The sequence below is a fragment of the Streptomyces sp. CRN 30 genome, assembly GCF_034105845.1.
The window spans coordinates 1-10,498 of sequence record NZ_JAVRHI010000385.1 but is presented as its reverse complement, the minus strand read 5'-3'; the positions used below and the strand labels follow the sequence as shown (position 1 = coordinate 10,498).

Annotated in this window: 11 protein-coding genes and 1 pseudogene; 8 read left to right on the top strand and 4 right to left on the bottom strand. The window is 74.6% G+C overall.

Features of this window, described 5'->3' with window-relative positions:
* The 3 genes and pseudogenes from UW392_RS41680 to UW392_RS41670 form a co-directional block, all read left to right on the top strand.
* Positions 1 to 690: pseudogene (locus UW392_RS41680) on the top strand (hypothetical protein); the annotation flags it as partial.
* A gap of 38 nt (positions 691 to 728) precedes the next feature.
* A complete protein-coding gene (locus UW392_RS41675) occupies positions 729 to 884 on the top strand; it encodes a hypothetical protein (protein WP_320780493.1) in 156 nt (51 codons plus the stop codon).
* Positions 857 to 1,015: a hypothetical protein gene (locus UW392_RS41670; RefSeq protein ID WP_320780492.1), complete on the top strand. Its 159-nt coding sequence runs from the start codon at positions 857 to 859 to the stop codon at positions 1,013 to 1,015. Before UW392_RS41675 ends, UW392_RS41670 begins: the two co-directional genes overlap by 28 nt.
* A 60-nt stretch (positions 1,016 to 1,075) precedes the next feature.
* Here UW392_RS41670 and UW392_RS41665 read toward each other — a convergent pair whose 3' ends face one another.
* Together UW392_RS41665 and UW392_RS41660 are read right to left on the bottom strand one after the other, a co-directional pair.
* Positions 1,076 to 1,354 carry a metal-sensitive transcriptional regulator gene (locus tag UW392_RS41665; RefSeq protein ID WP_320780491.1) on the bottom strand — a complete coding sequence of 93 codons (279 nt, stop codon included), beginning with the start codon at positions 1,352 to 1,354 and terminating at the stop codon, positions 1,076 to 1,078.
* A gap of 89 nt (positions 1,355 to 1,443) precedes the next feature.
* Positions 1,444 to 2,145 carry a helix-turn-helix domain-containing protein gene (locus tag UW392_RS41660; protein ID WP_320780490.1) on the bottom strand — a complete coding sequence of 234 codons (702 nt, stop codon included), beginning with the start codon at positions 2,143 to 2,145 and terminating at the stop codon, positions 1,444 to 1,446.
* An 807-nt stretch (positions 2,146 to 2,952) separates the two neighbouring features.
* On the opposite strand from UW392_RS41660, the gene UW392_RS41655 reads away from it, so the two are divergent.
* Both UW392_RS41655 and UW392_RS41650 read left to right on the top strand, forming a co-directional pair.
* Positions 2,953 to 3,750, top strand: coding sequence for an SDR family NAD(P)-dependent oxidoreductase (locus UW392_RS41655; RefSeq protein ID WP_320780489.1), 798 nt, complete (start codon positions 2,953 to 2,955; stop codon positions 3,748 to 3,750).
* Positions 3,751 to 3,877: 127 nt separating this feature from the next.
* Positions 3,878 to 4,840, top strand: a complete 963-nt coding sequence (locus tag UW392_RS41650) for an AraC family transcriptional regulator (protein WP_320780488.1) — start codon at positions 3,878 to 3,880, stop codon at positions 4,838 to 4,840.
* 671 nt (positions 4,841 to 5,511) lie between these two features.
* Here UW392_RS41650 and UW392_RS41645 read toward each other — a convergent pair.
* Complete coding sequence (locus tag UW392_RS41645; protein ID WP_320780487.1) at positions 5,512 to 6,378, bottom strand: restriction endonuclease; 867 nt, start codon at positions 6,376 to 6,378, stop codon at positions 5,512 to 5,514.
* Positions 6,379 to 6,556: 178 nt separating this feature from the next.
* Here UW392_RS41645 and UW392_RS41640 point away from each other — a divergent pair, with 178 nt between their 5' ends.
* Both UW392_RS41640 and UW392_RS41635 read left to right on the top strand, forming a co-directional pair.
* Positions 6,557 to 7,171 (top strand): DUF1269 domain-containing protein, encoded by a 615-nt coding sequence (locus UW392_RS41640; RefSeq protein ID WP_320780486.1) that lies wholly within the window; start codon positions 6,557 to 6,559, stop codon positions 7,169 to 7,171.
* Entirely contained in the window at positions 7,171 to 7,653 is a 483-nt protein-coding gene (locus UW392_RS41635; protein ID WP_320780485.1) for a DUF1269 domain-containing protein, read from the top strand. Before UW392_RS41640 ends, UW392_RS41635 begins: the two co-directional genes overlap by 1 nt.
* A 129-nt stretch (positions 7,654 to 7,782) precedes the next feature.
* Here UW392_RS41635 and UW392_RS41630 read toward each other — a convergent pair whose 3' ends face one another.
* Positions 7,783 to 9,162: a diacylglycerol/lipid kinase family protein gene (locus tag UW392_RS41630; RefSeq protein ID WP_320780484.1), complete on the bottom strand. Its 1,380-nt coding sequence runs from the start codon at positions 9,160 to 9,162 to the stop codon at positions 7,783 to 7,785.
* 228 nt (positions 9,163 to 9,390) lie between these two features.
* On the opposite strand from UW392_RS41630, the gene UW392_RS41625 reads away from it, so the two are divergent.
* Positions 9,391 to 10,320, top strand: a complete 930-nt coding sequence (locus UW392_RS41625) for a polyphosphate kinase 2 family protein (protein WP_320780483.1) — start codon at positions 9,391 to 9,393, stop codon at positions 10,318 to 10,320.
* The last annotated feature ends 178 nt before the right edge of the window (positions 10,321 to 10,498 follow it).

Below are 10,498 nucleotides of genomic sequence, written 5' to 3'. Positions count from 1 at the left end.
GCGCTGGCCGTGGTGCGCCTCTCCCCCGAGGTCGTGGGCGCGGCCCGGCGCCAGCCCGCCCGGGGCCGCGGGGCCACGCTCAACGAACTGCTCCTGGCCTCGTTCGCCGGGGCGCTGCACGCCTGCCACGGCCCGCTCCGGGACTGGCCCGGCGGCCCGACGCCCGTGTACGCCACGCTCCCGGTCGACCTCAGGCCCCGCCAGAACGCGTACGAGCTGGGCAACATCGTCACCGCGCTGCGGGTCCCGCTGCCCGTCGACGCCCCGTCGGCCGTCGACCGCCTCCGCACCTGCCAGCACCTGGTCGCCGCGCTGCAGAACCGCTGTGAGGCGCACCGGGCGGCGCTGCCCGCGGTGGAGGCGGCGGCCCGGCTGGTCCCGGGACTGTCGAACGCCATGGCCCGGCGTCTCGTACGGCCCGACGTCACCCCTGCCGTGTGCACGGCGTTCAAGTGGCGGGACAACCCGTGCACGCTGCACGGCCGCCGGCTCACGCGCGTCGTCCCGGTGCCCCAGCTGAACCCGCCCGGCACGGCGAACCTCTGCCTCGTCCAGACGGCCGACGCCTACACCCTCACCGTGGTGAGCCACCTCCGCGCCGAGGGCGCCGCGCTGCTCGGTGACGCCGTGGCCCGGGAACTGACCGAACTGGCCGCTCCGGCCGGCCGGGTGACGGCCCCCACGTACTGATCACTCCTCCCGCCGGGGCCGGCCCGTACAGTACGGGGATGTCGAGCAGCGAGCGCCTGACCGCCCACAGCGCCGTCTCCACGCCCCTGGCCCTGTGCGGTGGCCACGGGCTGGCCCGGCTGCTGGACAGCCACCGCCCGGTCCGCGCGCGGCCAGGTACCTGGTCATGCGCCACGCACCGCTCGCCGCGGTGATGACGGACTTCCTCGGCAGGCTCCGGGACGAGAGCAGGGAGATCCCGTACCCGGCCCAGGCGCTGCGCCGGGCGTACGAGGGCCCCGGGCGCCGAGCGGCAGCGCGTCTGTGCGAGCCCGCCGCCGACTGACCGTTCGCGCCACCGACGGCGGCCTCCCGCCCTGCCCGGCGGGTCACGCCAGGGAACGGGTCACGCCAGGGAGAGGAACAGCTTCTCCAGCCGGGCGCGCACCCGCTCGACGTCCCCCTCCGTCCGCGCGCCGCCGGCCATGCAGTGCTGCAGGCCCGACGCGATGATGGCGAAGCCGGCCCGGTCCAGTGCCCGGGAGGCCGCCGCGAGCTGGGTGATGACGTCCTCGCAGGGCCGGCCCTCCTCGATCATCCTGATGATTCCGGCGATCTGTCCCTGGGCCCGTCTCAGCCGGTTGAGCACGCTCCTCAACTCGTCGGCCGCCATGTCCAGCTCCACGTACCCTCCTCCGCCTCCGCAGCTCATGCGGCATACGCACCGTTCGTACCCCGACCCCGCCCCCGGGGAACGCCTGTGGGCCCCGCGTCCTACTGCGCCCCCGAGAGGCCCGCGAGCCCCGAGGCGGCGTTGAGGTAGGCCGCGTAGCGGACGCGGACCGCGCCGTCGGGCTCCCGCCGGCCCTGCTCCCAGGCGCGGACCTCCTCCGCCCCGACGCCCACATCCGCGGCGACGTCGGCCGTCCGGAGTCCGAGGGCCTCACGCCGGTGGCGGCGTTCGGCGGGCGCGGGCAGGGCCGGGCAGGGGGGTCTCGCCGCGGCCGCCGGCCGGCCCGGGGCCGGCCCCCGGGCCGCGGTCCGCTCGAACGACTCGCGTAACAGGGCCAGCTCGATGACCAGCAGACAGCGGCGCAGGGCGTCGGTGTCGGTGGCGGTGAGGAAACCGTCGGGGACCTCGAAGAACCGTTCGAGGTAGAACTGGTGCCGGGCCTTCGGGCGCCGCTCCCCCGCCAGGAGCGCCGAGCACTGCTGGCGCGACATGTGCGAGCCCTCGGCGATCTCCTCGTGCGTGTACATCCGCCCGTCGGCCTTGCGGCGTACGTCGCGCAGCACCGCCATCCGCCGGACGAACCGCTGGTCCGGGTCGCCGGGCGGCACGGCCCGGCCGGCCAGCAGCGAGACGACCGCGGACTGCGACACCCCGGACGCCCGGGCCAGCGCGCGCTCGTCGAGGACCGTCTCCGGGGCGCGCCCGAGGTGGCGCGCGAGGACGGCCACACGTGTCGCGATCACCGCCGGAGCCGCCTCCGTCCGCGCGTCGGGCGGCGTGCGTTCTTCTTCCACCGTGCGACCAACCCCCACCTCGGACCAGGGCGCCGCTACGTTTTCATTCGTGAAGCACGGCGCCGGTCCCTCATTCTTCCGCGAGAGGGGGAAGTTGAACACCACTCATCGAACGTCGGCGGTCATCCGACAGACGTCGGACGGGGGCGCAAGGGGCAGAAGGCGCTCCCTCGCGAGCCGCACGAGGCCCGTCCCTCCGGGACCGAGTTCCGGCACCCGTCGCTACTGGAAACGGAACCGGAGTCCGCGGTCAGCGCGCACCACCGTGGACTCCGGCCCCTCGTCCCCACGACCCACCCGATGCGGCTCACTCCCGCTGGGCCCCACCGGACCGGTGGGAACGACCCCGCGCGAGGCCTTCGCGTCACGTCTCGGGAAGACGCGCGTGCCTGCGCGAGGCGACCGCCGTCATCGCCGACCAAGGGCGGCGGTCGTCCCTCCTCCGGGTCGGTCGAGGCTCCCGTCCACCCGGCCGCACCCCGGACGCTTGCTTCCCCGTGCGTCCACCGCGCGTGCCCCGTTCCCGCCACGGGGCGCGCACGGTGGGTCTCGTCACGCGCACCGGAAGGTCCGGCCCCAGCGTCCCAATCCGGCGGCGGCCGTGCAGCGCCGAATACGCAACCCGCACCGCCGTGGCTGTCCACGAAACGAAACACCGTGCGAGCGCCACCTCACCCGGTGCCGGGCGGGGACGGCGGGTCCGGCCCGCTCGCGCGGGCGAGGGTTGGCGGGGTGCCGCCTGGTTACTCCGTCCCCATGGACGACAACAGGCCACTCGCCCTGGTCACCGGGGCTTCCAGCGGAATCGGGTACGAACTGGCCGTACGGTTCGCGGAGCACGGCTTCGACCTGCTGGTCAACGCCGAGGACGAGCGGCTGGAGCACGCGGCGTCGCGGCTGCGGGAGACCGGTGCCGCGGTGCGCGCCGTACGCACGGACCTGCGGGACCCCGCGGGCGTGGACCGGCTGGTCGCGGCCACGACCGGGCTGGCGGTGGACGTGGCCGCGCTCAATGCCGGAGTGGGGCGGGGCGGCGCCTTCCTGGACGGCGACCCGGCCGACGACCAGTCCGTGATCGACCTCAACGTGACCTCGACCGTGCGGCTCGCCAAGCCACTGCTGCGGGACATGGTGACCCGGGGCGAGGGCCGGCTGATGTTCACCTCGTCCGTCGCCGCGCTGATGCCGGGGGCCTACCAGGCGGTCTACAACGCCTCCAAGTCCTTCGTGCAGTCCTTCGCCCAGGCGCTGCGGGAGGAGCTCGAGGGCACCGGCGTCACGGTCACCTCCTTCATGCCCGGCCCGACGGAGACCGACTTCTTCCGGCGGGCCGGCATGGGTGACACGAGGATCGGCTCGGGGAACAAGGACGATCCCGCCCAGGTCGCCGCGCAGGCGTTCGACGCGGTGATGAAGGGCCGGAAGAAGCTGGTCACGGGCTCGGTCACGACCAAGGCGCAGGGGGTGGCCGACCGGCTCCTGCCCGACGGCGCCAAGGCGGTCCTGCACCGCAAGATGGCTGAGCCGGGGTCGGCGAAGGACCGCCCGGAGTAGCGGACACGCAGGTCCGGTGCCGGTCGGCCCGCCGGCCCCGCACCGGTTCCCGGACCCTGGTGGCCGGGCCCGCACGGTCGTACGCTGCCCGTGGTGAAGCTCCCCCGCGAGTGGCGGTGAGGCCGTCATGGACACGATCGAATTCGGCAGCGACGACCTGAAGATGACCGAGGAGTTCCTCAGCAGCACCTACGCCCGGATGCGCCTCGGCAGCAACAGGACGTCCGACACCAGCCCGGCACGGATCCGGCGCGACGCCCTGACGGAGATGACCGTCGACCAGTTCGACATCGGCTTCGAGATGAGCTACGCCGTCGCGCCGCTCGGCCGGATCTCCGTGTGCATGATCCACACGGGCGCCTTCCGCGACCACACCTTCCCCGGGGTCGAGGAGACCTTCGGCCCCGGGGACACGTGGACGCTGGCGCCGCCGGACGAGCCCTACGCGGGGCGCGTCTGCGACTCCTCCTACACCATCACCATGCTGGACCCCGCCCTGTTCGACCAGGTCGCCACGACCGCCGGGCGGCACTCGTCCGAGCCGGTGCGGCTGACCGGGCACCGGCCCCACTCGCCGGCCGCGGCACGGCACCTGCGGCACTCCGTCAACCACGTGCGCGACCACATCCTGTCCGACCCGGTCATCGCGGACCAGCCGCTGGTCGCCGCCACCGCGGCCCAGCACCTGGCCGCGAGCGTGCTGACCGCCTTTCCCAGCACGGCGCTCACCGAGCCCACCGGCCCCGACCGGGCCGACGCCCACCCCGCCACGCTGCGCCGCGCGATCGCCTACATCGACGACCACGCCGACCGGCCCGTCAGCGTCGCCGACATCGCCGGGGCCGCGCACGTCACCATCCGGGCCCTGCAGTACGCCTTCCGCCGGCACCTGGACACCACTCCCCTGGCCCACCTGCGCCGGGTGCGCCTCTCCCACGCCCACCGGGACCTGGTGGCGGCCACGCCGTACAGCGGCGCCACGGTCACCGAGATCGCCGCGCGCTGGGGCTTCTTCCACCCCGGGCGCTTCGCCGCCCTCTACCGCGGCGCCTACGGCCGCACACCCCTGCGGACCCTGGTCGAAGCGTGACCGCCCGGCGGCAGGCGTGAGGTCCGGGCGCCGGCGGGAGACCGCCGACGCCCGGACATCGGGATACGAGGACCGCCGGGGAGGGACTCCCTAACGGGGTGTGACCGCGGGCGACCCCGCGTCCGGCGGGGCCGTCATCAGCCGCATGAACGACGCCATGCACGCCGGGCAGTGACCCGCCCGCTCCGCGCTGGCGACGTCTGCCGCGCGGATGAACCGCCGGCCGCACAGGGGTTCACTGGAGCGCTTGGCCATCACGTGCCACACCAGTGCTCCTCCGTGCTCTTCGTGGCCTGCACACATCTCGTACATGATCGGCTCCCTTGATGGACGCCTCTCTCCCTCCAGAAGACCTCACCCGGGCCGTGTGCACTCAGCCGCGGAGGCCATTCGGGTGACGGGGCGGCGCGCACCCGGGACCTCGCGGGGCCGCGCGCCTCCCTGATGGTCCGCACTCGTCCGGGCGGTATCGCGGGCACTGGGACTGTTCCGGCGGGGTACCGGGCATGCAGCGTCCAGCGAAGCGAGAGGGAGACGTCATGATCTTCACGCTGTGCACCGCCGTACCGCTGCTGCTGGCCCTCCTGCTGGTCCACCAACAGGAGGGCCGACGCCGGTCCCCCCGTCACAAGCGGCACTCCTGACCCGGGGCCCAGGCCCGCCCCCACTGGTCAGGCGCTGGGCCAGGGCGCCGGCCCCGTGCCGTCGCTCCAGGCCAACAGGGCCTCGCGGTCCACGCACACGATGCCGCACTGTGCGGCGTACTCGGCCGCCGGGGCGGTGAAGTCGCTGGTGGTGACCACGACGGCGACATCGGCCTCGTGCACGGTGAAGCACGTACCGCCGAACCGCTGGAGGTCCTGGCTGCCGACCCGGTTGGTCTCGCTGTACCGCTTGCACTGGATGACCACGCTCCGCCCGTCCGGGGTGAGGGCCAGGACGTCCGCGCCGAGGTCCCCCGCCCCGCCGACGACCTCGACGTCCGCGCACCCGTCCCGCTCGCACAGCGCGGCCACCGCCTGCTCGAACTCGTCGGCGTCCAGGGCGTCGTAGTCGACGGCGACGACCGTCTCGTACGGGACGGTGTCGTACGCGGCGGTCTCGTACGGGACGGTGTCGACGTCCGTGAGGACGGCCGTCCGCTCCGCGCCGGCCCCACCGGTGCCGGCGGCGTCGGCCGGCCCGTACCCGGTGGGCCGCGCCGCCCCGACCGCGTCCCGGCCGGACGGCTGCCGGGCGTCGAGCTCGGCCACCGCCTCTCTCGCCGCCTCGTCGAGGGCCTCGGTCGCCCTGCGGACGGTTCTGGCCGCGGAGAACCGGCGCCGCCCGCGCCCGAGGACCAGGAGGAGCGCCACCCCGGTCGTCGCCAGGACGACCGCCCAGACGGGACGCCGCTCCACGACATCGGCCAGCGCGCGCACGGCGAAGCCGGCGAGGCCCACCATGACGGCGAGGAGACCGAAGAACAGCGCCGTCGAGCGCAGGTCGAAGGCGCGCTTGCGGTTCACCGGGCGGCTGCGGCGTACGGGCGTGGCCACGATGCTGACTCCCCCTCACGGGATCGGTTAGGGACGCGGATACGACACGAAGATCACTTGGGCCGTGTGCCCGCGATCACGCGGTTCACCGCCGCGCCGACGAGGGAGGACGGCGGCGGGCCGTGGGCGCGTCCCGCGGGCGGCCTCACGCGGCGCACCGTTTCCTCACCCCCGGCGGGTGACGCGGCGCCTGGTGTTCTACGGCTCGATGGAACGCGTCTCGTCGAAGGGAGTCACCATGGTCATGATCGGGCCGGTGCAGCTGCTGGCGGTCGAGTTCGGCCCGGACGCCAAGTTCGCGGGGCGGATCGTCGAGGAGCTGGAGACCTTGGAGGCGATCGGGCAGGTCCGCGTCCTGGACCTGCTGTTCGTGCAGAAGGAGCCGGACGGGGACCTCCTCGCCCTCGACTACCAGGCCACGGGCATGGGCGACACCGTCGCCGCGTTGCTCGGCATGCCCCGTGAGTCCCTGCGCGCAGCGGAGAAGGAGTACCCGTCACTGAGTGAGGGCAACGCCTTCGGCCTCACCGGCGGGGAGATCCGGGAGATGACCGAGGCGCTGGACCCGGGGACCGCGGCGGGGTTCGTCCTGCTCGAACACGTATGGGCGAAGTACCTGCGGAAGGCGATCCGCGACGCGGGCGGCACGCCCGTCGCGGAGGGCTTCCTCACCGAAGAGGCACTCGAACCCGTCGCCGCGCAGCTCGTCGCCGCGGCGGAACGGCTGGGCGAACCGGCCGCGCCCGCGCCCCGCGCGGGCCGGTCGGCCGCCCACACCCGGAGGAGGACCTGATGGCGGATCTCATCGTGCTCGGCTTCGCCGACAAGGAGAAGGCGGAAGCGGTGATGAAGCTGGCGAAGGAGCTGTCGCGGCAGGAGCTGCTGGACCTGGAGGACTCGGCGGTCGCCTGGCGCACCCCGGACGGCAAGATGCACGTGCACCAGACGTACAACACCACCGCGGCCGGCGCGGCCGGCGGAGCGCTGTGGGGCACGCTGTTCGGCATGCTGTTCCTGATGCCGGTGTTCGGGGCCGCGGTCGGCGCGGCCACGGGCGCCGTCGCCGGCAAGCTCAGCGACATCGGCATGAACGACGCCTTCGTCAAGGAGGTGGCGGCCACCCTCGAGCCGGGCCGGGCCGCGGTGTTCGCCCTGGTGCGCAGCTCCACGCCCGACCGCGTACGCGACGCGCTGCGTCCCTTCCACCCGACGGTGATCCGCACCTCGCTCACCAAGGACCGCGAGGAAGAGCTCGTGGAGGCGCTGACGAAGTGAGCGCCCCGGAGCGTGTCCGCCCGGCCGTCCGTGGCCGGGCGGACACGCTCCGGCCACGTGTTCGGCGGCCCCGGGCGACCGGGGAGGAGGCCCGGACATGACCGAGGAAGTGGTCCTCGCCGTCCAGATCTACGGCGCGGCGCTCCGGGTCGGCTTCAAGGCGGTGACCCCGTCCGGGGGCCGGGCCGGTGTCCGGGCCAGTTTGGTGAGCAGCCGCCAGTCGAGCGGGGGCCGGGCCGCGCGCGGTCCCGGCCGGCGCCGGGGCACGAGCACCCGCAGGGCCAGCGGCCGGACCTCACAGGTCACGGGGGTGCGCAGCCGCGCGGCCTCGCCGTCGACGTCGGCCGGGAGCCACTCCGCGTCGGCGTCGACCCGTACGTCCGTCGCCGTCGTGCGCGTCAGGCCGGCGGAGCGCCAGCCCCGCAGGAGGCCCGCCGCGTGCGCGGCGCCGGTCACCTCGACGCCGACGCAGCCCAGCGCACCGCCGTCCAGGCGCGGCCGGAGCCCGAGCCCCGCGACGTCACCCGACCCGTAGGGGTTGTTGCTCACCAGCAGGGCCTGTGGCCCGCGGCAGGTGACGGTGCCGGCCCGCGCGGTGAGCGGGACGCCGAGGTGGCCGGCGAGCAGGTCCGGCAGCGCCTCCAGGTGCGTGCGGACGGTGCCGGCGGGGCGGCGGAAGGAAGTCCGCGCACGCGTGCTCCGGGTCTCGCGGTGCCGGGGCCCGTGCGCCGCTGAGGCGTACGCGCCGAACGCCACGCCGCTGACGAAGGGGCGGTCGCCCACCCTGCCCATGTCGACGTGGAGTTCCACGCCGTCGTACAGGGCGTCCAGCGCCCTGACCGGATCGTCGCAGTCCAGTCCCAGGCTGCGGGCGAAGAGGTTGCGGGTGCCCACCGGGATCACCAGGAAGGGCAGGTGCAGGGCGGCGGCGACGTCGGCGACCGGTGCCTGCATGCCGTCCCCGCCCGCGACGCCCAGCAGGTCGGCGCCCTCGGAGGCGGCCTTGCGGGCCAGTTCGGCGACGTCGGTCCGGCCGCGCCACTCCAGGAGCAGCACCTCGGCGCCCAGCGCCTCGGCCCGCTCGCGCAGCGAGAGCTTGCGCACCTTGCCGCCACCCGCGCGCAAGTTCATGATCACGAAGGGGTGGTGGATCTCGGGTGCCGGATGCTCGGGCGGCGGGACGGGCGCGTCGTGCCGTACGAGGGCGGTCCGGCCCGCGCCGGCCGCGGCCAGCCACAGCAGCGCCGACACGGCGGCGGCCCATCCCAGCCGGGCCGAGGCGTACTCCCACAGGACCCACAGCGGGGCCGACACGGCCAGCGCCCGGGCGAGGACGCGCCGGGCGCCGCGCCGGGTGAGGCTCCACCAGATCCCGGCGGCGGTGAGCGCCGGGCCGACGAGTCCCACGGCCGCCAGGGCGGGGGACCGCAGGGCCGCACCCGTGAACAGGACCAGCACGGCCGCGCCGGCGGCCCCCAGTGCGACGCGCGCGGGCCATCGCTCTCGCATCGTCGGTTCCATGACTGGACCGTGCCGCGCGGAAATGTGGCCCGCATCACCCCGAAGAGGCGATTGCCGCGGCACGCCGCGGGTGCCGTACCCCTCAAGGGCCTCCGCCGCCGCGGGACCACCCGCCGGGGGTGAGGCGGGTGCCGCACGGGGCGGCGGACGCTGCCAGGGCCCGGCAGCCGGGTGCGGCGGGCGACGCGGGGCCGGTGACGAAGGGGCGTGCTGGTGATGGCCGACGAGAGGGCCGGACGCGTGGCGGATTTCATCCGGCCGCTGCGGGTCGAACCCGGGGCGAAGGTGAACCTGGCCGACGACTACGACCCCGGCTACCTGGCGGGGGTCCGCGGCAAGAAGGAGGGCCGCCGGCTCCTGCGCGCCGGCATCGAACTGCTCGCCGACCTCCAGCGGCGGCTGGCCGCGGAGAACTCCGTCGGCGTACTGGTGTGCCTGCAGTCGCTGGACGCGGGCGGCAAGGACGGCACGATCCGCCATGTGATGAGCGGGATCAACCCGCAGGGCGTGCGCGTGTCCAACTTCAAGGTGCCGTCGGCGGAGGAGCTCGACCACGACTACCTGTGGCGCTACGTCCGCCGACTGCCCCGGCGCGGGGAGATCGGCATCTTCAACCGGTCGCACTACGAGGAGGTCCTGGTGGTGCGGGTGCACCCCGAACACCTGGTGCGGCAGCGGCTGCCCGAGGCGGCGCGCGGCCCGGACGTCTGGGACCGCAGGTACCGGGAGATCAACGACTGGGAGCGCCACCTGACCGACAACGGGTTCCGGATCGTCAAGCTCTTCCTGAACCTGTCGAAGGAGGAGCAGCGCGTCCGCTTCCTCAAGCGGATCGACGTGCCCGAACGCAACTGGAAGTTCTCGGCGGCCGACGTCCGTGAGCGTGCGCGGTGGGACGACTACCAGCACGCCTTCTCCGAGATGCTCTCCGCCACCAGTACCGAGCGGGCGCCCTGGTACGTCGTACCGGCGGACCGGAAGTGGTTCGCGCGCCTGTGCGCCGGCGCCGTGCTGGCCCACACGCTGCTCGGCATCGGTCCCCGGTACCCCGACGTCGGGAACGCGGCCCGCCGCGAGCTGGCCAAGGTGCGGAAGGATCTCGAACGCCAGGCGCCCGGGCGGACCGCACGGGACGGGGCGCGGTGACTCCGGATCACCCCCCGGGGGTGATGTCCCGCCCGGCGCGGGCTGCTGTGCTCGTGCCGTGACCAGTGCTGCCGGCGGCCCGACCCCTCCGGTGCCCGCCGACGGGGCGGCTCCCGGTGGGCTCGCGGGCCGGGCGGTCGTGCACGGCACGCGCCTCGCCGTGGCCCTGGCCGACGCC